The organism is Sphingomonas sp. PP-F2F-A104-K0414 (assembly GCF_004340945.1).
In the GTDB taxonomy this organism is placed as follows: Bacteria; Pseudomonadota; Alphaproteobacteria; order Sphingomonadales; family Sphingomonadaceae; genus Sphingomonas.
In genome coordinates, this window is sequence record NZ_SLYD01000002.1 from 269,025 (window position 1) to 291,455 (window position 22,431).

Below are 22,431 nucleotides of genomic sequence, written 5' to 3' on the forward strand. Positions count from 1 at the left end.
CCGCGGGCGTACCGTTCGTGGAGAACCCCCTCCACCCCGCCGCTCCGCGTCGCGGTCCCCCTCCCCGTGCCGGGGAGGATTACATACTGTTCGGTTCCGGTCCCAAGCGGCCCGCCGGATCGTCGAGCGCCTCGATCGCGGCCATGTCTTCGTCATCCAGCGTCAGGTCGAGCGCTGCGAAATTGTCCGCCAGATGCTCGGCGTCCGAGGCTTTCGGGATCACCGAAAAGCCGTTCGCCAGATGCCATGCGAGGATCACCTGCGCGGCGCTGCGGCCGTGCTTGTCGGCGATGCGGACGATCGCTTCGTCCTGCAACAGCGTCTTGCCCTGCCCCAGCGGGCTCCAGCTCTGCGTTACGATGCCGTGCGCCTCGTGATACTTGCGCTGGTCGCGCTGCTGGAAATTGGGGTGGAGTTCGATCTGGTTGACCGCCGGGGTCACACCGGTCGCGGCGACGATCGCATCGATGTGTTCGGGGAGACAGTTCGACACGCCGATCGACTTGGCTTTCCCTGCATCGCGCAGGGCGATCATCGCCTTCCAGGCTTCGACATACTTGTCCTGCTTCGGCACCGGCCAGTGCATCAGGTACAGGTCGACCGACTCGACACCGAGCAGCGCCAGACTCTCGTCCATTGCCGCTTCGGCATCGCCCTGCCGGTCGTTCCAAAGCTTGGTGGTCAGGAACGCATCCGAACCCTTGTAGCCGTCGCCGACACCGCGCTCATTGTCGTAGATCGCGGCGGTGTCGACCAGGCGGAAGCCGACATCGAGCCCGGCGCGGACGATCGCTGCGGCCTGGCTGTCGGGGATCTGCCACGTGCCCATGCCGAGCTGGGGCATCGTGCGGCCGTCGTTGAGTGTGAGATCTGTCATGCGACACCAGCGAACGAACCGCGTACCGGTTCCGATTTTGGGCTTCCCTTCGTCGCCCGGTTCGCGCAATCGACCGAGCCATGTTCGAAAAGATTCTGGCGGTCCTCGCCACCTTCACGATCGGCGTCATCTCGTCGGGTGGCTATGTCGGCATCGCACTGCTCATGGCGATCGAGAGCGCGTGTATCCCGCTGCCGTCCGAGATCATCATGCCGTTCGCCGGCTATCTCGTCTCGACCGGACGATTCGACCTGTACCTCGCTGCGACCGCGGGGGCGATCGGGTGCAATCTGGGCTCGATCGTCGCGTACGAGATCGGCAAGCGCGGCGGGCGGCCGATGGCCGAGCGCTGGGGCCGCTACCTGCTGATCGGGCCGGGCGAGCTCGACGCAGCCGACCGGTTCTTCGCGCGCTGGGGCTCGATGGCGGTATTGATCGGGCGACTGCTGCCGGTGATCCGCTCGTTCATCGCCTTCCCCGCCGGCGTCGCGCGGATGAAGCTGGTGCCGTTCCACGTCTACACCTTCGTCGGATCTTGGCCGTGGTGCTTCGGGCTGGCCTGGGTCGGCATGAAGCTCGGCGACAAATGGGACAGCGATCCGCGCGTGAAGGCGGCGTTCCACAGTGCCGACCTTCTGATCGGCGTAGTCCTGATCGCGCTGGTTGGCTTCTATATCTGGCACCGGGTGCGCGGGCTGAAGCGTCACCCTTAAGTCTCTCGCGGGCAACCCCGGCGCTTCGCCAGAGCGCGCAGATCGTCGTCGCGCGTCGGCACAAGCTGCGCCGTTCTCCGCTTCACCGCTTCGAGGATGTCCGGGTCGGCCTTTTCGGGTGAGCCGCTATCGAACGGTGGTGCCGGATCATATTCGAGGCTGAGCTGGACAGCCTTCGCGTGCGCCTCGCCGCGGATCATCGCGGTCAGCGTCAGCGCGAAATCGATCCCCGCCGTGACGCCGCCGCCGGTGACGCGGTTGCGATCGACCACGGTCCGCGCGTCGACCGGGATCGCACCAAACAGCGGCAACATCTCGCGCTGCGCCCAGTGGCACCCGGCCCGGTAGCCGTCGAGCAAGCCGGCCGCGCCGAGGATCAGCGAGCCGGTGCAGACGCTCGTCACCCAGGTCGCGTCGGCGCCGACCGCCTGCACCCACGCCATCGCTTCGTCGTCGGCAATCACGTCGTTGGTCCCGAAACCGCCGGGGACGCAGAGAATGTCCGCGCGCGGCACGTCGGCGAAGGTCGCGGTCGGCAGGATCGAGAAGCCTGCGTCGGTCGGCACCGGGTCGAGCGTCTTCCACACGAGATCGAGCCGCGAATTGCCGAGCCGCGACAGGACCTGCGCGGGGCCGGTCAGATCGAGCTGCGTCACGTTCGGGAACAGCAGGAAGGCGATGCTCAGCGGTTCGTTCATACTGGCGTTCCTAGCGGGAGGAGCTTTGGTGACGGTCGGCGAGAGTGCGGTTCTCTATTGTTCCAAGTCGTTGCAAAACTGGATTTATCGGACGTCGGCCGGGTTAAGGGTCCGAGTAAAGTATAGGAAGTGTAGACGCTCGCGCGGATTCTTTCCGAAGGGAAACGCGCTTCGGCGGGTGGTTTGGAGGATCGCGCTAGGGAAGGCTGCCAACGTCATCGGCGCATCCTGTCATGTCCTGCCCTTGTAGGACGGCAACGGCTCAAGAGTGTTGTGGGAAGGCGCGAGGCAAAAGGCCGTGTGGCGAGGGGGCGCAAAGGGTCGATGCTTGGGTCTGGGGAATGGCGGCGGGAGTCTACGGGGCGACCGTTCGGGTAATGGGCCGTCGTGCGGGGCTGGTGTCACCCACATCGTGAAATACCCCAGCTTTCGCTGGGGTGACGGGTTGGGTTTGCAGGTCGGGGGTGGGTTGGATTGGATCGGATCGGATCGGATCGGATCGGATCGGATCGGATCGGGCCGGATAGGGTCGGGGCTACGGTGATCAGCCGCGGGAAGCGGATGGGCGTAAAAGGACGAACCGCTCCCCCCCAACCCGTCATCCCAGCGAAAGCTGGGATATCGTCGTATCGGTCCCGACGCGCGCCGAAAGCTCAGGGAAGAACCGGCACCTCCGCCGCCCGCGTCTTGTTTTCCAGGCGGGATTCCCTGACCCGTTGGCCGAAGCATCCCGTCGCGCCACCAGCGCCGACTGCGGAGCAGCTGCCAATCGTGTTGACGCCCGAGCCGGCGTCCATCGTACCCTGGGCCTTGGTTGCCCAGCTGGCGTTTTCGGGGGTGACGACGAACTCGCGGAGCTCCTTCGGAACGCGGTATTGCTCTTGCGCGCTGCGGCGGACACAGACGACGATCTCTTCGCCGTTCTGGTTGGTCGGGCAGCGTTCATTGCCGAACAGCGTCAGGACGCCGTTGATCGGCGCGTTGCGCGAGACCTGTGGGGGCGCGACGACCGGTTTCGGCCTGGCGGTCGCGCCGGGAAGTGCGGGGGCCTTGGCGGGCGGCTGCGCGAGGGTGGGGCCCGTATTGGCACTGCCCGTATTGCCATTGGAGGTCGGCGGCGCGGTCTGTGCGACTGCGGGGCCGGCGACGAGCAAGGCCGCCACAAAAAGCATCTTCATACGCATCACTCCCACGCGTTCGTTCGGCTTGTTATAGTCGCTCGGCCTGAACCGTAGCCGTCCGCCTAGATCCGTTTGGCGGTTGCTATCGCGACCTTGCAGCCGAGCCGGATAGCGGCGCTCAATACCGGATAGCCCGGCGTTTCCTCAGCCCCCGCAGCAATCGCGGTTGCCTTGTGTTCGAGTTCCTCGGCCTGGAAATCCAGGATCGCTGCCGATAGCTCGGGATCGGTGGCGCCAAGCTGAACGAGCTGTTCTTCGTAATGCTTGTCGATCTCGGTCTCGACCGCCGCAGTGCAGGCCATCGCAGCCCGCGGGCTGATTGCGGCAGTCACCGCGCCGAGCGCGAAACCGGCGACCTTCCAGATCGGCTGCAACACGGTTGGCCGCACGCGGCGCTCGACGATCATCTTGTCGAAAAACGCGCGATGGCGTTCCTCCTGCTGCGCCATGTGATGGATCGAGCGCGATGCCGGGTGGCGGTCGCCGAGCACCGCCAACTGCCCTGCATAAATTCGGATCGCGCCGTATTCGCCGGCCTGGTCGACGCGGATCATCGAATCGGTGGCCCGCTTGGCGTCTCCTGGCTTCCAGCCGCTCATCTCGTCTTCCTCATGAGTGCGAATATGGTGAACGCACCGGCGAGGGAAAAGATGGCGTTGAAGCCGGCAAGCGAGATTCCGAACAATTTCCACTGGGGCGAATCACAGCGCACCATCGGCGCGTTCATGATGGCGGCGAGGCGCTCGGCGGCAGTGGTGCCGGCCATCGAGACGGTCGTGGTGCAGGCGGTGAAGCCGTTCCACCAATGATATTCGACGCCGGCATGCGCGACCCCGATCAGCCCACTAAGGCCGATCAACAGCCCGGCGATGATCACCAGCGAGGCGCGCAACGACCGTCCGGGGACGAAGAACGTCGCGCCGGCGATCAGCACCGCGGAATAATGCGGCCAGCGCTGCCAGTGGCACATTTCGCACGGATACAGCCCGCCGAGATATTGCGAGCCGAGCGCGCCGAGCAGCAGGAACGCCGGCAGCAGCAACGCGATGGCGCGTGCGATCTCTTCGTTCTTGGTCATGCCCAACCCGCGACGCACGCTCACTTGGTGGCTGCCTTGGCGGCGTCGGCATCAGGCTTGATCGGGCGCGGCTTGGTCGCGGCGGCAACCTGGGTCGGCCCGCCGAGACGCGCGACGGTCTTCAGCGCGTAATAGAGCTGGAAATCGTCGATGCCCTGCTTCTTCAACTGCTCGGGCGTCTGCGAGAAGCGCGGATCGGTCTTGGTATCCTCCTCGAGCACCGCGTTGTCGGCCTTCACCTCGTTGATCAGGTGTTTCCGGAGGTCGGCCTCGCGGAAGACCGGGCGCGACTTGTAGTCGGGATCGGTAAGCTGCGGCACCTTGATGTCGGGCTCGATCCCGCCTTCCTGCACCGAGCGGCCGGACGGCGTGAAATAGCGTGCGGTGGTCAAACGGAGTGCGGTCTCGGGGCCGAGCTGCAACACCGTCTGGACCGAGCCCTTGCCGAAGCTGCGCTCGCCCATGATCAGCGCGCGGTGGTGATCCTGGAGCGCGCCGGCGACGATCTCGGACGCGGAGGCGGTGCCGGGATCGGTGAGGACGACGACCGGCAGGCCATGCGCGTCGTCGCCGGGCTTGGCGTAATAGCGCTCGATATCGGTCTTCTCGCGGCCGCGCTGCGAGACGATCTCGCCGTGATCGAGGAACGCGTCGCTGACTTCGATCGCCTGGGTCAGGAGACCGCCGCCGTTTTCGCGGAGGTCGACCACGTATCCGAGCGGGCGGTGGCCAAGCGACTTGTCGATCGCCATGATCGCCGCGCGCGTGTCGGCGCCGGTGTTCTCGCTGAAGGTGTTGATGTTGATATAGCCGACGTCGCCGCGGACTTCCCATTTCACCGGCTTCTGGACGATGATCTCGCGCATCATCGTCACGTCGAGCGGCTTGTCGCGGCCGGGGCGCACGAGGCCGAGCGTGATCTTGCTGCCGGGCTTGCCGCGCATCTTGCCGACCGCCTCGTCGAGCGAATCGCCGTAGATCAGCTTGCCGTCGATATGCGTGATGTAGTCGCCGGATTTGACGCCTGCGCGGGCTGCTGGCGAGTCTTCCTGCGGGGCGACGACCTTGATCGCGCCGTCCTCCATCTGCACCGTCAGTCCGAGGCCGCCGTAATTGCCCTCGGTCATGATCCGGAGGTTTTCGTAGTCGAGCGCGTCGACGTACGAGCTGTGCGGATCGAGGCTGGCGAGCATGCCCTGGATCGCGCCTTTGATCAGCGTCTTGTCATCGACCTTGTCGACATATTCCGCCTTCACGCGGTTGAAGACGTCGAGGAACTGGTCGAACTCGCGGTACGTGTCGGTGTCGACCGCCGCCATCGCGGAGGTGGCAAGCGGAATCAGCGTCAGCGCGCCGACGATCGCCGTCGCGGTAAGGATCGGGGTACGCAGTATAGGACGAGGCATCGATAGTCCTGCAACCTGAGAAAAGACGTGTCGTACGGTCGTGACGGCGTAGCGTAGCGGAACGCTGGCGGCAACGCGCGCGCGGAGTGAAGGCGGGTTGGGGTTAATGGGGGCTGACTGGGGGGCTTTTTGACCCTCCCCCGCCAGGGGGAGGTGGCAGGCTCTTGCCTGACGGAGGGGGCGGTAAGAGATTACCGCTGCTCCGTGTCCTCCCCCTCCGTCACCTTCGGCGACACCTCCCCCTTGCGGGGGAGGATCGTCACGCGGCCGCCCGCCCTATCATCCGATCAGCTGGGTCCTATAAACGAAGCGACGTCGACCGGGCGGCCCCGGCGGCGGAGTTCGACGGTGATGCGCGGGTCTTCGCGGGGGGCGGTGCCGAGCGGGGCGCCCATCGTGACACGGTCGCCGTGCTTTGCCGACGTTGCGGCGAGACCGGTAACAAGGCTGGTCCAACCGTCGGCATGGTCGACGATGACGATGACGCCGTAATCGCGGAAGCGGCGGGCGTAGCGGATCGTCCCTGAGGCGGGGGCGACGACGCGCGCGCGGGGCGCGGTGGCGAAGGTCAGGCCGCGCGACCGGACGCCGGAGTCCGAAACCTCGTCGAAGCCGGTGACGAGCCTGCCCGCTACCGGGATGCGGTACACGCCGCGCGGGGGCGGCGGTGGCGTAACGCCGGGCGCGATTGGGCGGGGGATCGGACCGGCAAGCGCGATCAGGCTGGCGGCGGTCGCCTTGGCATTGGTCGTGGCGGCCATCCCGTCGACGAGGTCGCGCGCGCGTTCGCCGAGCGCCAGCGCGCGGTCGGACTCGCTGAGCGCGCCGCGGCCGAGGGCTTGGCTGCGCTGGCGATGACGCGCCTCGAGGGTGGCCAGCGCGACGCGGTCGCTCTCCAGACGCGCGCGGCCGTCGGAAAGCGCCTTGGCAGCGAGTGTCGCGCTCGCCTGCAAACGCCGCGTCTCGGCGAGTTCGGTGCGGACCGCCTCGGTACGCTGGCGGACGACGGGCAGCGCGCTGCCCAGCACCGCACGGACATGGACGAGGTCGTCGACCGATCCCGGCTGCGCGACCGCGACGATGGTCGGGCGACGGGCGAGCGATTCCAGCGCCGCCAGCAGCCGCGCGACGGGGGCCTGCGCGCGGCCTAGCTTGGCACGTTTGTCGGCCAACAGGCGCTCGACCAGTGTCACGCGGGCGCTGGCGGTGGCGAGATTCGCTTCGGCGGCGGTGACGCGGGCGGCGAGCGCCTGCTCTTCGCGGCGCGCCTTGTCTGCAGCGTTGCGTTCCCGGGTGGCAGCGGCGGCGAGCTTGGCGGCGCGCGCGGCGGCGAGCGCGGCGTCACGTTTGGCCGCGACCAGGCGTTGCTGCTCGGTCGCCAGTTCGGGCGCGTCAGTCTGTGCGGTAACGCCCGCCGCCGCGAACAGCGCCGCGATCGCCAAGACGCCCCCTGCCCTCATGCATCACCCTTCGCGGTGATACGGGTGATTGGCAAGGATGCTGGTGGCGCGGAAGAGTTGTTCGGCGAGCATCGCGCGGGCAAGCAGATGCGGCCACGTCGCGCGGCCGAACGAGAAGAGCAGGTCGGCCTCGTCGCGCGCCGCGTCGTCGAAGCCATCCGCGGCGCCGATCATGAACCGCGCCTCCCGCACGCCGTCGTCGCGCCATCGCTCCAATTTATGCGCGAACTGCGTCGACGACAGCGTCTCGCCCTTCTCGTCGAGCAGGATGCGCTTCGTCTGCTCGCCAACGACCGGAATCTTGCCGCCGATGTCGGGCAACTCGCTGACCTTGGTCGGCCAGACGATCCGCTTCAGATAGCGGTCGACGAGGTCGGCCTCGGGCGAACGCCCGATCCGACCACGGGCGACGATGTGGAGCAGCATGATCGGACCTGGGGCCGCCTCTGGGTCGGTTAGTCTTCGTCGGTGAAGGTCGGCACGGGCGGCGGCGTCGGCGCGTCGCCGAACGCCCACATCCGCTCCAGATTGTAGAAGCTGCGGACTTCGGGGCGGAACAGGTGGACGATGACGTCGGTCGCGTCGATCAGCACCCAGTCTGCGGTCGGCAGGCCTTCGATCTTCACCGGACGCTTGAACTCGGCCTTGATCCGCTCGGCCAGCTTCTGCGCCATCGAGGCGACCTGGCGGGTCGAACGACCGCTGGCGATCACCATATAGTCGGCGATGCTGGTCTTGCCCGCGAGCGGGATCGAGATGGTCTCGACCGCCTGGTCGTCGTCGAGCGACGCGAGGATCAGGCGATGCAGCGCCTCAACCTCTTCGGGGTCGGTCGCGCGAGGGGCAGTAGGGGAAGTGGCCAAGTCAGCTCCTGGGTAAGACTACTGAGCCAGCAACGTGCTGAACCCAGTCGGGATTTTTGGCGCGCAGGCCGGTTGCGGAGGTCGGGTCGGGTCGGAAGCGCAACAGCACGAGGGCCGGCAATCTCCACGTCGTCCAGCTCTTCGCATGGTCTGTGCGCCGTTGGAAGCGCCGCAGCCAACCCATCGCGGGGGCCGCGAGGGCGCGCCCGTCATATCCCGGCCGCGCGATTACCGCAATCGGAACCTCGCGCGCGATCTGGCGCCAGTTCTTCCACCGATGGAAGTCGGCGAGATTGTCCGCGCCCATCAGCCAGATGAAGCGGATTTTCGGGTAGCGCCGCTGAAGCTTGCGGATCGTGTCGAGCGTGTAGCGGGTGTGGAGCCTGGCCTCGATATCGGTCGCACGGATCGGCGCGCGGCGGGCCATTCTTCGGGCCGAGGCGAAGCGCGCGGGGAGCGGCGCCATGTCGTTGGCGGCATCCTTGAGCGGATTGCCGGGGGATACCAGCCACCACGCCTCGTCGAGCGCGAGCGCGTCGATCGCGGCCAGCGTGATGCCGCGGTGGCCACGATGCGCAGGATTGAACGACCCGCCGAGGATGCCCACGTGGGTCATGATTCGTGTGGCGTGTCGCGGCGCGAATGCATCACGCGAACGATATCGACGCCGTCCGGCATAGGACGATAGAGGATGAAGTATTCCGTGCCACGAATGGACCATTTCCGGATTTCGCCTACGAACGCCGGCCCAAGATAAGGACTGTCGGCCAACAGCCGGGCAGCGTCGATAGCGCTTGCGCCGACCCTGCGCGCGAAGTCCGGTGAACGGTCCTGAGAATAGCGGTCGATATCACCCAGGTCCGCAAGTGCCGAGGCAGACCAGATACTACGCGTCACTCGGCCGCTATGTCGCGGTGCCGCGCCTCGAACCAGGCTTCGACCTGTTCCTGCGTGTAGACGCGTCCGGCATCGATATCGTCGAGGCCCTCCTGGACGAGGGCCGCGAGTTCGCCGTCCTTCCGCGTTGCAGTCTCTACGACCGACTTCACATAGTCGGTCACCGACATCCCACGCCAAACCGAGGCGGCCTGCAACGATGCAAGTGTCTCCGCATCCAGGTCGATGGTCAGAGGTTCGGACGTCTTCATGCCGGGAGGGTATGCCCCTTGAGCATCACAATCAACCGCGCACCTGGCCGGTGCCGCGGCCGATCCATTTGTAGGTGGTGAGGCCTTCGAGCGCGACCGGGCCGCGGGCGTGGAGGCGGCCGGTGGCGATGCCGATCTCCGCGCCGAGACCGAACTCGCCGCCGTCAGCGAATTGCGTGGAGGCGTTCCAGAGCACGATCGCGCTGTCTACCGCAGTGAGGAAGCGTTCGGCGACGGCGGCGTCTTCGGCGACGATCGCGTCGGTATGGTGCGAGCCGTGGCGAGCAATGTGCGCGACCGCCGCGTCGATGCCGTCGACGATCGCGACCGAGGCGATCGCGTCGAGATATTCGGTGTCCCAGTCGGCTGCGTCGGCGGCGGCGATCTCAGGGACGAGCGCGCGTGCACTTGCGTCGCCGCGGACTTCGCAGCCCGTTGCTATGAGACTTTGGATCAAGGCGGCTGCATCCGTGTAATCACGGTCGATCAGCAGCGTTTCCATCGAGCCGCAGACGCCGGTCCGGCGCATCTTGGCATCGGCCACCACCGCCTCGGCCATGGCCGGGTCCGCGGAGGCATCCACATAGACGTGGTTGATGCCATCGAGATGCGCGAGGACGGGCACGCGCGCCTCGGCCTGGACGCGCGCGACGAGACCCTTGCCGCCGCGGGGGATGATCAGGTCGATCACCCCGTCAGCCTTGAGCATGGCGCCGACCGCCGCGCGATCGGTGGTTGGCACCAGTTGCACCGCGTCGACGGGCACCCCGCCCGCCTTCAGGCCCTCGACAAGCGCCGCATGGATCGCGCGGTTGCTCTTCACCGCCTCGGACCCGCCGCGCAGGATAGCAGCGTTGCCGGCCATTACACATAGCGCCGCGGCGTCCGCGGTGACGTTAGGGCGGCTCTCGTAGATGATGCCGATGACGCCGATCGGCACGCGGACGCGCGAGAGCTTCAAGCCGTTCGGACGCTCGCTTGCGTCGATCACCTGCCCGACGGGATCGGCGAGCGCCGCCACCGCCGCCACGCCGTCCGCCATCGCCGCGACCCGCGCTTCGTCCAGCCGCAGCCGATCCAGCAGCGCGCCCGATAAACCGGCGTCGGCTGAACGCGTCATGTCCTCAGCGTTCGCCGCAACGATCGTCGCCGATGCTGCCCGGATAGACTCCGCCGCCGACGCCAGCGCCGCGGCCTTCCGGGTGGACGGCATCGACGCCAGCACCAGCGCCGCGGAGCGCGCGCGGCGGCCCATTTCGGCGATCAATTCGGTCGGATTTTCTGCGTCGGCCATGGTCTGCGCGGTAGCATGCGAAGCCCCTCGCGCCAACGCCGCGAACTCGTTACGCTACCGATATTACAGGGGGACTCATGACCGGAGATATCGGAGCAGCGGCGGACATCGCCACGGGTGCCCTAGTCGGGCGCGCGTTCGAACCGAAGGCGGGGGACGCCCATGGTGCGCATTCCGGCCACAATCCGGACGACGCACTATGTCTGAATTGCGGGACACGATTGCTGGGCGAGCATTGCCACGCCTGCGGCCAATCGGCACACGTCCACCGCTCGCTCGACGGGATCGGGCATGAGATCGCGCACGGCGTATTCCACTTCGAAGGCAAGATCTGGCGGACCTTGCCGCTGTTAATCCTGCATCCGGGGATGCTGACGCGGCGCTACGTCAATGGCGAGCGGGCGCGGTTCGTGTCGCCGCTCGCGTTATTTCTGTTCACCGTCTTCCTGATGTTCGCGACGATCGGCGCGGTTGGCGGCGAGATGACCAAGGACTTCCTGCAGGACAAACACTCCGAGAAGACGTCTGATTATGCGCACGAGGCGGCGAAGGCTCGCGTCGCGCTCGACAGGATCGAGGCGCAAAAGGCGGCAGGAGTGAAGGCGGGTGCGACCTATTCGGGAGACTCGATTACCGCCCTCGACCAGCAGGCAAGCGCGCTTCATACCACCGTTCGCGCGCTCGGCGTGGCGGCGGATATGCAAAACGGTGTCGCCTACGGCACGGTCGTCGATCTCGGCGACTTCAAGACCGGTTGGGAACGGCTCGATCACGGCATCGCCAAGGCGAACGGCAATCCGGGGCTGATGCTCTACAAACTGCAGACCAGCGCCTACAAATACAGTTGGGGGCTTATTCCGCTCTCCGTGCCGTTCATGGCGTTGCTGTTCCTGTGGCGGCGGCAGCATCACCTGTACGATCACGCGATCTTCGTGACTTATTCGCTCGCGTTCATGATGCTGTTGACGATCGTGCTGATCGTCGCGGGCGTGATCGGGGTGGCGGAGGGCTGGATCGTGATGGCGGCCATGTGGGTGCCACCGGTGCATATGTTCGCGCAGCTTCGGGGCGCATATGCGCTCCGGAAGCGGTCGGCGGCGTGGCGGACGGTGGCGCTGCTGACGTTCGCGTTCACGACGTTGCTGGCGTTTATCGTGCTGTTGTTGCTGCATGGTTTGACAGATTAGGGCGGCCATAACGTTTGCATCTCAGCATCCCCGCCCCTTCCGTCATCCCAGCGAAAGCTGGGATATCACTGTGTCGTCCGCGCACTCTCCAACCGGGAGACCCCAGCTTTCGCTGGGGTGACGACTGTATGTGGGTAGCCAGCAGGCCGCAGGAGCCTCAGCGGCAGGGGTACAGGTTCGCCAGGACGCGCGCGTAGCCATCTTTCAGGGGACGTTTCTGGTAGCTGGCGGGGAGTTCGTTCAAGCCGTCGAGCATGTCCATGATGCCGACCGATTCGCCCTCCGGAACGCAGGCGATCGGCGGTTTGCCCGCCGCGGCGCGGGCCGCGCGGTCTGCTTTGAGCTGATTGGTCGCGGCCTTGGCTTCGGCCTTCAGCGCGGGGAGGTCGGGCGACATCAGCGCCATCGGACCCTGGTCGCGCAGCGCGTTGGCGCGGGCGAGGAAGGTGCCGACGGTCATCGCCGCGCTCGCCGGCATCGCCACGCCGACCATGAACAACGCTGCGACTAAAGCCTTGGAACGCGAATACGACATGGGCGGCCTTTCCGGGAAAAGACCGCCCATAGAGTTACTTAAGTGACTGCGGGGTGAACCGGATCATGCTCCGAGAGGAGTTGGCGTCCCGAACGGCCCCGACGGACGCCGCGTCTTCGGGATCGACGTACCCGCACGCGGGACGGTCGATGCCTTCGCTCCCGGATCCGGACGATCGAGATCCTCACCGGCGATCAGCTTCTTGATCTCGTCACCGGTCAGCGTCTCGAACTCGAGCAGCGCGCCTGCCACGGTGTGGAGTTGGTCGACATGATCGCTCAGCACCTGCTTAGCGCGGTCGAGACCGCCTTCGACGATCCGCTTGATCTCGTCGTCGATCAACTGCGCGGTCTGGTTCGACATGCGCGACGGACGGCTCGACGAATATCCAAGGAACGACTCACCCTCGGGCTCGCCATATTCGAGCGGGCCGACCTTGTCCGACATGCCCCAGCGCGTGACCATATCGCGTGCCAGACCCGTGGCGTACTGGATGTCGCCCGACGCGCCGGACGAGACCTTGTCGTAGCCGAAAATGACTTCCTCGGCGACGCGGCCGCCCATCGAGACCGCGAGGTTCGCGTACATCTTGTCGCGGTGATAGCTGTACGAGTCCCGCTCCGGCAGACGCATGACCATGCCCAGCGCACGACCGCGCGGGATGATCGTCGCCTTGTGGATCGGATCCGAAGCAGCCTCGTGCATCGCGACGACGGCATGGCCAGCTTCGTGATACGCGGTCATCCGCTTCTCGTCGTCGGTCATGACCATGCTGCGACGCTCTGCGCCCATCATGACCTTGTCCTTGGCCTCTTCGAACTCGGCCATCGCCACCAAGCGCTTGCCCTTGCGCGCCGCATGCAGCGCCGCCTCGTTGACGAGGTTGGCGAGATCAGCACCCGAGAAGCCGGGCGTACCGCGTGCGATGACGCGAGCGTCGACGTCGGGTGCAAGCGGCACCTTCTTCATGTGGACTTCGAGGATCTTGATGCGACCTTCGATATCCGGCCGCGGCACGGTGACCTGGCGATCGAAACGGCCCGGACGCAGCAGCGCGGGGTCGAGCACGTCGGGACGGTTGGTCGCGGCGATGATAATGATGCCTTCATTCGCCTCGAAGCCATCCATCTCGACCAGCAGCTGGTTCAGCGTCTGCTCGCGTTCGTCATTGCCGTTGCCAAGACCGGCGCCCCGATGACGACCGACCGCGTCGATCTCGTCGATGAAGACGATGCACGGTGCGGACTTCTTGGCTTGCTCGAACATGTCGCGGACGCGGCTCGCGCCGACGCCGACGAACATCTCGACGAAGTCCGAACCCGAGATCGTGAAGAACGGCACGCCGGCCTCACCCGCGATCGCGCGGGCGAGCAGCGTCTTGCCGGTACCTGGCGAGCCGACCAGCAGCGCACCCTTCGGAATTTTGCCGCCGAGGCGCGCGAACTTGGTCGGGTCCTTGAGGAACTCGACGATCTCCTCCAGCTCTTCGCGAGCCTCGTCGATGCCGGCGACGTCCTGGAAGGTGACCTTACCTTCTTTCTGCGTCAGCATCTTCGCGCGGCTCTTGCCAAAGCCCATCGCGCCCGAGCCCGAGTTCTTCTGCATCTGCTTCAGCACGAAGAACGCGATGCCGAGGAACAGCAGGAACGGCAGCGACTGATACAGTAGCAGCGCCAGCATCGACGGGCCCTCTTCAGGCTTCGCGCTGATCGAGACGCCCTTCTCGCGCAGCTTCGGCACGAGCGTGGAGTCGGGGATCGGGTACGCCTTGAACTTCTCGCCCGACGACAGCGAGCCCGAGATCATGTCGCGCGAGATGTTTACGTCCTTGACGGTGCCCTCGTCGACCTTGTCGAGGAATGCCGAATACGCGATCGTGTTGCCACCCGTCGCAGCCGTGCGGCCGTCGAACATGGTAACGAACAGCGCCAGCGCGAGCAGGATGCCGACCCAGATCAACAGGCTCTTCATCCAAGGATTGCCGCCGCCGTTTTCGGGACCGCCGTTTCCGGGGCCCTGGGGCTTCTGACCGCGGTTGTCGTTGTCGCTCATGAGTGCACGATACCTTTCACCGCACAAGATAAGGGTGCGCAGGTTAATGGCAATGGAACAACGCGTGACTTGCGTTGATCAGTGTGAACGGACGGTCACGTGACCCGGCGCGGCGGTGCCTCGCGGAAGCGCCAGACGTCGCCACGGACGCTGGCGATGATCCCGGCCTGCGTGGTGCGCTTGCCGGCCATCAGCGAGCCGAGCAGGCTTTCGATGTTGGCGGCCTCGGTCCATTCGGGCGCGACGATGCCCGCCTCGGCGCGGACGGTGCCGATCGCGCGACGCGCAAGGCGGCGGAGAATTTCGCGGGGGAGCTTCTCGACCGCGAGCTTCACTTCACCGCCGCCGACCTTGGCGCGTTCGGCCCAGATCCACTCGACCATCGCGCGGACGTCGGTGTCCGTTTCGGCGAGGGCTGCCGCGGCGCGCGCGAGGTTGGGCGTGCCGAGCCATTCGTTCTCGCCGAGCAACCGGCGGAAGCGGGTGCGATCGTGGCGGTCGTCGTGGTTCGAGGGGTCGTCGAAGAACGGCACTTCGGCACGGCGGACGATGGCGCGGAGTTCGGCGCGGCGCCAGTCGAGCAGCGGGCGGACGACCGTGATGCCGTGGACTTCGGTGCGCGCGCGAACTCCGGCGAGGCCGGCGAGGCCTGAGCCGCGCGCGGCGCGCATCAGGAAGGTCTCGGCCTGATCGTCGGCGTGGTGGCCGGTTACCAGCGCCCCTGCGCCGATCGCGCGGGCGTGGTCGGTGAGGAGGGCGTAGCGGGTGGTGCGGGCTTGTGCCTGGATGCTGGCGCCGGTGATCGGTTCGCTTGGGGCGAGCGTGGCGTGGGGAATGCCGAGGGTGGCGCAATGCGCGGCGACCATGGCGGACTCTTCCACCGCTTCAGGGCGGAGGCGGTGATCGATGCTCGTGACCGTGAAGCCGGGGGGGAGCGCTTCGTGTGCGAGCGTGAGCATCGCCATGCTATCGGGGCCGCCGGAGACGGCGAACAGCGGTTTGGTGATGTCGCTTGCGAGCCGCGCGAAGTCGGCGGCGAAGCGACGACCTTCTTCGGTCATGCGGTGGGGGCCGTGACGAGGATGCTGATCCTCCCCTGCAAGGGGAGGTGGCTGGCGTTTGCCAGACGGAGGGGTGATCCGCTGTCGATGGCGCGATACCCCTCCGTCAGTCCTGCGGACTGCCACCTCCCCTTGCAGGAGAGGATTTCAGAGGGACCGGTATTCATCGAGGACCTGCTTACTTGCACTTCGCCGCGCTGCGCCCGGCGGCAACCTGACCCTTCATCGCCGCCGCCATCTTAGCGCCGTAGACGTCGTTCAGCTCGTCATACACCTTGCACGCATCGGCGGGCTTGTTGAGCTTGGTCAACGCCTGGCCGAGATACAGCAGGCTGTCCGGCGCACGCTCGCCCTCGGGCATCTTCTTGTAATTGTCGTAGAATGCCATCGACGCGAGGCTCGGCTTGCCCTCGTCGAGATACGACCGGCCGAGCAAATTCTGCGCATAGCTCGCGCGCTTGCTTTTGGGGTATTCGGCGACGACCTTCTTCAGTTGCGCCTCGGCCTGCGGGTATTGCTTGGCCGCCCAGAGACGGTAGCCATACATATATTCGTCTTCCGCCGGATCGCCGGTCGACGGCTTCTCGACCGAGACCTTCGTCGGCGTGGGAGTGGTCGGCCTGGACGCCGTCTCGGGACGCGTCGTCGGGCGTGAAGGACCGTCGCTCGACTGGTCATCGGATTCGATCGGGCCGCCAGCCCCCGCCCCCGCCGCGATCGGCGCGGGGCCGGTCTCGAGCGTCTTCAGCCGCGCGTCGTTCGAGCGGCGGTAATTGTCGAACGCATCCTGCAACTGGCGGGTGCGGTTCTGGTTCTGCTCGATCTGCTCCGTCAGCGAGGTCATCTGTTGTTCGAGCGACGTGACGCGCTGGTTCACGTCGGCGAGCGCACTGGTCGCGGGCGAACCGGGTCCGGGGCCCTGCTCGCTCTGCGGCGCACGCACTTCGGGCTGGAGCATCTGGCCGGCACCACCGGGGAAGACCTTACGCTGGACTGCGCGCATTTCGCTTTCGAGCTTGCCGACGCGGCCCTCGACGTTTTGCGCCTGGACGGTCGCGGGCATCAGGGCCGCGAGGCAGACGCCGATCAGAATAGACTTACGCATGGGCCACACCCCCCGGTGGATTGGTTAATCGTCCGGGTATAGCTGCACTACCCATCCTGTCGCCAGCCTTAAGGCGCTGGCGATGCCCGCAGGTTTTCACGGATTGGGCGTTGCCGTAGCGGCCGGTGGCGGATTGGCGGCGGCGTCGAGATTGGCGCGCTGCGTCTCGCTGAGTGGACGACGCGGCGTCCGCGGACGGCTGGCGCGCGGCCGCTCGGCGTTCGCAGACGACGGGGACGACGGGGACGACGGGGCAGACGCGGTCGGCGTGCCCTGCGGCTCAGGCGTGCCCGCGATCCGCGCGGCGATCGCCGGTGCACCGATGCGGACGTCCTTGATCGCGCGCTCGCCCGTACCGAGCGCCGGCGCAGCCGCCCCGTTGAGCGTGACCGCCAGCTTGTCCGCACGACCGATGTTGATCATCGGGTCCTTCGCATCCTTGGGCACGTCGAACTTCTCGCCGGGCTTCATCGTGCCGAGGTACAGCGTCTTGTTGTCGGCATCGTAGACGCGCATCCATACCTCGTCGGAGGCGGTCAGCGTGACCTGACCGTTCGCGAGCGTGGCCGGCGCCGGCACCGGTTGCGCGGTCTGGGCGGCGGGGTTCGGTACAACTTCGGCAACCGGCGTCGCGGTCGGCGAAGTGCTCGTTCCGCGGAACATGTCCGTGCCGTACCACAGCCCGACCAGCACCAGCACCGCGATCGCGAGCCCCAGCGCGACGATCGCCAGCCCGCGCGAGGGGACGCGCGACGGATCGGTCATTTCGTACGGTTCGTATTCGGGCTTCTTACTGCCCAGCTTGGCGACCTCGCCGCGGACGACGTTCGCGATATGCACCTCGTCGATGCCCATCGCTCGCGCATAGGCGCGGCTGAAGCCTACCGCGTAGGTCGAGGACGGCAGCGTGGAGTAATCGGACGCCTCGATCGCTTCGAGATGACGCAACGGCACACGGGTACGCGTCGCGATATCCGCGACCGTCAGGCCCTGCGCCTCGCGGGCTTTACGGAGAATGTCGCCAGCACGCTCTGGTTGAGCGGGTGCTGCGTTCTGGCCGGTCTCGACCTCGTCCATTCTTATCTCCGAGCGCGGGCGCGTGGCGTTGCCCGCCATGGCACCCGTCTTTCAGAGGCCCTTAGCCGTGTCAACGCACCGAACGTCTTAACCGCAGCTTTCCGCCGATCAGACGATTTCGACGCCGTTTTCGGTCGCCCAGTTGGTCAGCGCACCGCGCATGTCGCGCGGCGGGTTGGCCAGCAGTCCTGTCATGTATGCGGTCAACGCCCCGCGATCGAGCGAGCGCGTCATCGCCTTGATCGGACCGACCGCGGCGGGGGTGATCGACAGCCGCTCGATCCCGAGCCCAATCAGCGCCATCGCCTCCAGCGGCCGCCCCCCCATCTCGCCGCACACCGCCAGATCGACCTTCGCATCCCGCGTCGGCGGCACCAGTCGCGCGATGAAGCGGAGGATCGACGGGCTGAGCCAGTCGTAGCGCTCGGCGAGCTTGGGATTGGCGCGATCGGCGGCGAACAGGAACTGCGTCAGATCGTTGGTACCGATCGACAGGAACTCGATTCGCGGCAGCAGCACGTCGAGCATCTCGGCCAGCGCCGGCACTTCGAGCATTGCGCCATAGCGGATCGCGAGCGGCAGCTTACGCCCCCTGCCCTCCAGCCAATGACGCTGCGCCTCGAACAGCGCACGCGCCTCGTCGAACTCCCATGGCTCGCTGACCATCGGAAACATCACGTTGAGCGTACGCCCCGCCGCCGCTTCGAGCAGCGCGCGCGCCTGCACCTTCATCAACCCGTCGCGCTCCAGGCCCAGGCGCAGCGCGCGCCAGCCCATCGCCGGGTTCTCCTCGTCGGCGTCTTCCTTGTTGAGATACGGCAGCGCCTTGTCGCCACCGATATCGACGGTGCGGAAGATCACCGGACGATCGCCCGCCGCGTCGAGCACCTCACGGTACAGCCGGTGCTGGCGCTCGCGCTGCGGCAGCGTGGCGGAGACGAGAAACTGGAATTCGGTGCGGAACAGGCCGATGCCGTCCGCGCCGGTGACGTCGAGCGCCGCCACGTCGTCGCGCAGCCCAGCGTTCACCATCAGCGTCAGCCGGTGGCCATCCTTGGTGATCGGCGGCACATCGCGCAGCGCCGCGAACGCCGCCTTGCGCTTCTGCCGCATCGCGAGGCGCGCCTCGAACGCCTCCTCCATCGCCGCGGAGGGGCGTGCGAAGACGTTGCTCTCGGCGCTGTCGAGCAACAGCATATCGCCCTCCGCCACCAGCCGGCGGATGTCGCGGACGCGGCCGAGCACGGGCACGCCCATCGCGCGCGCGACGATCGTGACGTGCGCGGTGAGCGAGCCCTCTTCCAGGATCACGCCCTTCAGCCGCCGCTTATCGTATTCGAGCAACTCCGCCGGGCCGAGGTTGCGCGCGATCAGGATCGTGTCCTGCCGCAAGCCCATCTGCGCGGCGGTGCCCATCTGGCCGGAGACGATCCGGAGCAGCCGGTTCGACAGATCCTCCAGATCGTGCATCCGATCGGCGAGCAGCGGATCATCGATCTGGCGCATGCGCTGGCGGGTGCGTTGCTGGACGCGCTCGATCGCCGCCTCGGCGGTCAGGCCCGAGTCGATCGCCTCGTTGATGCGCCGCGCCCAGCCCTCGTCATAGGCGAACATCTTGTAGGTCTGGAGCACTTCGACATGCTCGCCGCCGACACCGAATTCGGCCTCGCGCGTCATCCGGTCGATGCCTTCACGCATCTTGTCGAACGCCGCGTAGACGCGGTGGCGCTCGGCGTCGGTGTCCTCGGCGACGGTGTGCTCGATATGGATGCGCGGCTGGTGATAGACCGCGAAGCCCGCGCCCATGCCGTCGACGAGCTTCTGGCCGGGGATGCGCATCGCCGCGGTCGACTGCGGCCGATCCGCGCCGCCGCCGGTGGTGTCGATCAGCCCGGCATTGGCGATCAGTTCGGAGAGCACCATCGCGACCGTCTGCAACGCCTCGATCTCGACGTCGGCATATTTGCGACGATCGGTGTGCTGGACGGCCAGGACCCCCACGGAGCGCTCGCGGCGGATGATGGGCACGCCCGCGAAGCTGTGGAAGCGGTCCTCGCCGGTCTCGGGCTTGTAGGCGAAATCGGGGTGGCTCGCGGCTTCGTCGAGGTTCAGCACCTCGACATCCTCGGCGATCGTGCCGACGAGGCCCTCGCCAAGCGCGAGCTTGGTGACGTGGACCGCCGCCTGGTCGAGGCCGCGGGTCGCGAACAGTTCGAGCACGCCTTCGCGCAACAGGTAGATCGAGCAGACTTCGCTGTCGATCGCGGTGGCGATGATACCGACGACGGCGTTGAGCTTGGCCTGCGCGGACGTGCGCGAGGCCATCACGTCGTGAAGGCTGGTGAGGATTTCGCGGGCGGAGGCGGCGGCCGAAAGGGGCATTCGGGTTGGCTATCAGATGAAGCGCTTGGGTGCCACGCAACAAAAGCAGTGTCGCACCCAAGTTCGATCGATCTCCGGGTGTGGTTTCTTACAAGGGAGCCGCGCTGCGGGAATCTGGAGTCCCTACCCCCTACCCCCAATCCGTCATCCCAGCGAAAGCTGGGATATCCCCGTGGGACTCGCCGCCCCCTGGCGCCATCCAATCGGGAGACCCCAGCTTTCGCTGGGGTGACGAGTTTAGGCGGAAGCGATCAAGGGTCCGTCGACGCTCCTACGCGTCGAACAGCCCGTCCTGGCTTCCCGCCGGCGGGTTAAGGCCCAGATGCTTCCACCCCCCCGCATTCAGGAACCGACCGCGCGCGGTCCGCGCGATCAGACCCAACTGAATCAGATATGGCTCGATCACCTCCTCGATCGTATCACGCGGCTCGCTCAGCCCCGCCGCCAGCGTCTCCACCCCGACCGGTCCCCCGCGATAAATATCCGCGATCATCATCAGATAGCGCCGATCCATCGCATCGAGCCCGAGCGAATCGACCTCCAGCCGGTTGAGCGCCGCATCCGCCGCCCGCGCGTCGACCGTCTCGTGCCCGGCGACATTGGCGAAATCGCGCACCCGGCGCAGCAGTCGCCCAGCGATACGCGGCGTCCCGCGGGCTCGGCGCGCGATCTCCATCGCGCCATCCTTTGCGATGCCCAACCCTAGTAAGCCGGCAGCGCGCGTGACGACCCGCTCGAGTTCCTCGACCGTATAGAATTGCAGCCGCACCGGGATGCCGAAGCGGTCCCTCAACGGCGTCGTCAGCAACCCCTGCCGCGTAGTCGCGCCGATCAGCGTGAACCGCGGCAAGTCGATCCGCACCGAACGCGCGGACGGCCCTTCGCCGATCATCAGGTCGAGCGCGCGGTCCTCCATCGCCGGATACAGCACTTCCTCGACCGCAGGCTGCAACCGGTGGATCTCATCGATGAACAGCACGTCGCCGTCCTCGAGATTGGTCAGCAGCGCGGCGAGATCGCCCGACTTGGCGATCACCGGGCCCGACGTGGCGCGGAAGCCCACGCCCATCTCGCGCGCGACGATCTGCGCGAGCGTCGTCTTGCCGAGCCCCGGCGGCCCGAAGAACAGCACGTGATCGAGCGCATCGCCACGCGATTTTGCCGCCTGGATGAAGATGCGCAAATTCTCGCGCGCGGCCTTCTGCCCGACGAATTCGTCGAGGCTCTTCGGGCGTAGCGCGGCGTCGACGTCTTCGGGACGCTTGGCAGCGGTCAGGATGCGGTCTGTATCGGTCACCCACCCGCGATAGCGCGCTCGCGGTGAAGGGGGCAAGGCGGCTATGGGGGGCAATGACCAACCACACCGTACGTCCTGACCTGTATCTGCTGGGTGGAGTCTCGGCCGCGCTGGAGGCGACGCTCGCCGAGCGCTTCACGCTGCACCGCGAGGATCCGCCGGCGACGACGCGCGCGATCGTCGGGGGTGGGAGCAGCGTGGTCGATGCGGCGCTGCTCGATCGCCTGCCCGCGCTGGAGATCATCGCGATCCACGGCGTCGGGTACGACGGGATCGACCTTGCTGCGGCCAAGGCGCGCGGCATCGCGGTGACGACGACGCCGGACGTGCTGACCGACGATGTCGCAGACCTCGCGATCGGACTGATGCTGGCGGTGCAGCGGCGGATCATCGCGAACGACCGCGCGGTGCGCGACGGCGGGTGGCAGGTCGATCTTGCGCGCCGGGCCAGCGAGCGACGGATCGGCACCTTCGGCCTGGGCCGGATCGGCAAGGCGATCGCCGCACGGGCGCGGCCGTTCGCGAGCGAACTCCATTATACAGCACGCTCCGCCAAGCCAGAGTTCGCAGGCGTGTTCCATGCCGACATCGCCTCGCTTGCGGCGGCGTGCGACGTGCTGATCATCGCCGCACCGGGTGGCGATGCGACGTCGCATATCGTGGACGCCGGTGTCCTCGCGGCGCTTGGCGAGGACGGGATCTTCGTCAACATCGCTCGCGGTAGTCTGGTCGACCAACCTGCTTTGGTAGCGGCACTCGAAGACGGAACGATCGCCGGCGCCGGGCTCGACGTGTTCGCCGACGAACCTGCCGTTCCCGATGCGCTCAAGACGATGGATCAGGTCGTCCTGTCACCCCATCAAGGAAGCGCGACCGTCGATGGCAGGGCTGCGATGGCGGCGTTGGTCATCGCGAACCTCGACGCGCATTTTGCCGGACGACCGCTGCCGAGTGCACTCTGAGACTGGGACTTTGGGAAACAAAGCCCCCCTTCCGTTCGCCCTGAGCGAAGTCGAA

Annotated in this window: 23 protein-coding genes; 3 read left to right on the forward strand and 20 right to left on the reverse strand. The window is 66.7% G+C overall.

Annotated features, from left to right (window positions below):
* Positions 1 to 79: 79 nt before the first annotated feature.
* Positions 80 to 877 (reverse strand): aldo/keto reductase, encoded by a 798-nt coding sequence (locus tag C8J46_RS05445; RefSeq protein WP_132735980.1) that lies wholly within the window; start codon positions 875 to 877, stop codon positions 80 to 82.
* Positions 878 to 957: 80 nt separating this feature from the next.
* Here C8J46_RS05445 and C8J46_RS05450 point away from each other — a divergent pair, with 80 nt between their 5' ends.
* Entirely contained in the window at positions 958 to 1,590 is a 633-nt protein-coding gene (locus C8J46_RS05450) for a DedA family protein (protein ID WP_132735983.1), read from the forward strand.
* Here C8J46_RS05450 and C8J46_RS05455 read toward each other — a convergent pair.
* The 12 genes from C8J46_RS05455 to C8J46_RS05505 all read right to left on the reverse strand — a co-directional run bounded on the left by C8J46_RS05455 (position 1,587) and on the right by C8J46_RS05505 (position 10,718).
* Positions 1,587 to 2,288: a DJ-1/PfpI family protein gene (locus tag C8J46_RS05455; protein ID WP_132735986.1), complete on the reverse strand. Its 702-nt coding sequence runs from the start codon at positions 2,286 to 2,288 to the stop codon at positions 1,587 to 1,589. The two genes, C8J46_RS05450 and C8J46_RS05455, sit on opposite strands and share 4 nt — an antisense overlap.
* A 653-nt stretch (positions 2,289 to 2,941) precedes the next feature.
* Complete coding sequence (locus C8J46_RS05460) at positions 2,942 to 3,466, reverse strand: hypothetical protein (RefSeq protein WP_243643231.1); 525 nt, start codon at positions 3,464 to 3,466, stop codon at positions 2,942 to 2,944.
* A gap of 65 nt (positions 3,467 to 3,531) precedes the next feature.
* Positions 3,532 to 4,068: a demethoxyubiquinone hydroxylase family protein gene (locus C8J46_RS05465; RefSeq protein WP_132735992.1), complete on the reverse strand. Its 537-nt coding sequence runs from the start codon at positions 4,066 to 4,068 to the stop codon at positions 3,532 to 3,534.
* The gene (locus C8J46_RS05470) at positions 4,065 to 4,547 is read right to left on the reverse strand and encodes a disulfide bond formation protein B (RefSeq protein ID WP_132735995.1); all 483 of its coding nucleotides are present in this window, start codon (positions 4,545 to 4,547) and stop codon (positions 4,065 to 4,067) included. Before C8J46_RS05470 ends, C8J46_RS05465 begins: the two co-directional genes overlap by 4 nt.
* Before the next feature lie 20 nt (positions 4,548 to 4,567).
* The gene (locus C8J46_RS05475; protein WP_132735998.1) at positions 4,568 to 5,953 is read right to left on the reverse strand and encodes a S41 family peptidase; all 1,386 of its coding nucleotides are present in this window, start codon (positions 5,951 to 5,953) and stop codon (positions 4,568 to 4,570) included.
* Between the two features lie 287 nt (positions 5,954 to 6,240).
* Positions 6,241 to 7,413 carry a peptidoglycan DD-metalloendopeptidase family protein gene (locus tag C8J46_RS05480; protein WP_132736001.1) on the reverse strand — a complete coding sequence of 391 codons (1,173 nt, stop codon included), beginning with the start codon at positions 7,411 to 7,413 and terminating at the stop codon, positions 6,241 to 6,243.
* A 3-nt stretch (positions 7,414 to 7,416) separates the two neighbouring features.
* On the reverse strand, positions 7,417 to 7,839 hold the full coding sequence (locus C8J46_RS05485; protein ID WP_132736004.1) for a 23S rRNA (pseudouridine(1915)-N(3))-methyltransferase RlmH: 423 nt from the start codon (positions 7,837 to 7,839) through the stop codon (positions 7,417 to 7,419).
* A 29-nt stretch (positions 7,840 to 7,868) separates the two neighbouring features.
* Positions 7,869 to 8,276 (reverse strand): ribosome silencing factor, encoded by a 408-nt coding sequence (rsfS, locus tag C8J46_RS05490; RefSeq protein ID WP_131583613.1) that lies wholly within the window; start codon positions 8,274 to 8,276, stop codon positions 7,869 to 7,871.
* A 1-nt stretch (position 8,277) separates the two neighbouring features.
* Entirely contained in the window at positions 8,278 to 8,892 is a 615-nt protein-coding gene (locus C8J46_RS05495) for a nicotinate-nucleotide adenylyltransferase (protein WP_132736007.1), read from the reverse strand.
* Positions 8,889 to 9,173: a type II toxin-antitoxin system RelE/ParE family toxin gene (locus C8J46_RS20730; protein WP_165886463.1), complete on the reverse strand. Its 285-nt coding sequence runs from the start codon at positions 9,171 to 9,173 to the stop codon at positions 8,889 to 8,891. Before C8J46_RS20730 ends, C8J46_RS05495 begins: the two co-directional genes overlap by 4 nt.
* Entirely contained in the window at positions 9,170 to 9,424 is a 255-nt protein-coding gene (locus tag C8J46_RS20735; RefSeq protein WP_165886464.1) for a hypothetical protein, read from the reverse strand. The genes C8J46_RS20730 and C8J46_RS20735 overlap by 4 nt, the downstream gene beginning before the upstream one ends.
* A gap of 31 nt (positions 9,425 to 9,455) precedes the next feature.
* Entirely contained in the window at positions 9,456 to 10,718 is a 1,263-nt protein-coding gene (locus C8J46_RS05505) for a glutamate-5-semialdehyde dehydrogenase (RefSeq protein ID WP_132736013.1), read from the reverse strand.
* A gap of 77 nt (positions 10,719 to 10,795) precedes the next feature.
* Between C8J46_RS05505 and C8J46_RS05510 the strand changes: the two genes are divergently transcribed.
* The gene (locus tag C8J46_RS05510) at positions 10,796 to 11,905 is read left to right on the forward strand and encodes a DUF3667 domain-containing protein (RefSeq protein ID WP_132736016.1); all 1,110 of its coding nucleotides are present in this window, start codon (positions 10,796 to 10,798) and stop codon (positions 11,903 to 11,905) included.
* Positions 11,906 to 12,062: 157 nt separating this feature from the next.
* Here C8J46_RS05510 and C8J46_RS05515 read toward each other — a convergent pair whose 3' ends face one another.
* From C8J46_RS05515 to ruvB, 7 genes are all read right to left on the reverse strand, one after another.
* Positions 12,063 to 12,440: a hypothetical protein gene (locus C8J46_RS05515; protein WP_243643232.1), complete on the reverse strand. Its 378-nt coding sequence runs from the start codon at positions 12,438 to 12,440 to the stop codon at positions 12,063 to 12,065.
* 63 nt (positions 12,441 to 12,503) lie between these two features.
* The gene (ftsH, locus tag C8J46_RS05520; protein WP_132736019.1) at positions 12,504 to 14,492 is read right to left on the reverse strand and encodes an ATP-dependent zinc metalloprotease FtsH; all 1,989 of its coding nucleotides are present in this window, start codon (positions 14,490 to 14,492) and stop codon (positions 12,504 to 12,506) included.
* A gap of 95 nt (positions 14,493 to 14,587) precedes the next feature.
* The gene (gene tilS, locus C8J46_RS05525) at positions 14,588 to 15,553 is read right to left on the reverse strand and encodes a tRNA lysidine(34) synthetase TilS (protein WP_132736022.1); all 966 of its coding nucleotides are present in this window, start codon (positions 15,551 to 15,553) and stop codon (positions 14,588 to 14,590) included.
* Positions 15,554 to 15,731: 178 nt separating this feature from the next.
* Positions 15,732 to 16,658 carry a tetratricopeptide repeat protein gene (locus C8J46_RS05530; RefSeq protein WP_132736025.1) on the reverse strand — a complete coding sequence of 309 codons (927 nt, stop codon included), beginning with the start codon at positions 16,656 to 16,658 and terminating at the stop codon, positions 15,732 to 15,734.
* 96 nt (positions 16,659 to 16,754) lie between these two features.
* Positions 16,755 to 17,774 carry a helix-turn-helix domain-containing protein gene (locus tag C8J46_RS05535; RefSeq protein ID WP_243643233.1) on the reverse strand — a complete coding sequence of 340 codons (1,020 nt, stop codon included), beginning with the start codon at positions 17,772 to 17,774 and terminating at the stop codon, positions 16,755 to 16,757.
* Between the two features lie 69 nt (positions 17,775 to 17,843).
* Positions 17,844 to 20,117 carry a phosphoenolpyruvate--protein phosphotransferase gene (gene ptsP / locus C8J46_RS05540; RefSeq protein WP_132736031.1) on the reverse strand — a complete coding sequence of 758 codons (2,274 nt, stop codon included), beginning with the start codon at positions 20,115 to 20,117 and terminating at the stop codon, positions 17,844 to 17,846.
* A 271-nt stretch (positions 20,118 to 20,388) separates the two neighbouring features.
* On the reverse strand, positions 20,389 to 21,414 hold the full coding sequence (gene ruvB, locus C8J46_RS05545; protein ID WP_132736034.1) for a Holliday junction branch migration DNA helicase RuvB: 1,026 nt from the start codon (positions 21,412 to 21,414) through the stop codon (positions 20,389 to 20,391).
* A 53-nt stretch (positions 21,415 to 21,467) separates the two neighbouring features.
* Here ruvB and C8J46_RS05550 point away from each other — a divergent pair, with 53 nt between their 5' ends.
* Entirely contained in the window at positions 21,468 to 22,376 is a 909-nt protein-coding gene (locus C8J46_RS05550; RefSeq protein ID WP_132736037.1) for a 2-hydroxyacid dehydrogenase, read from the forward strand.
* Positions 22,377 to 22,431: the final 55 nt, after the last annotated feature.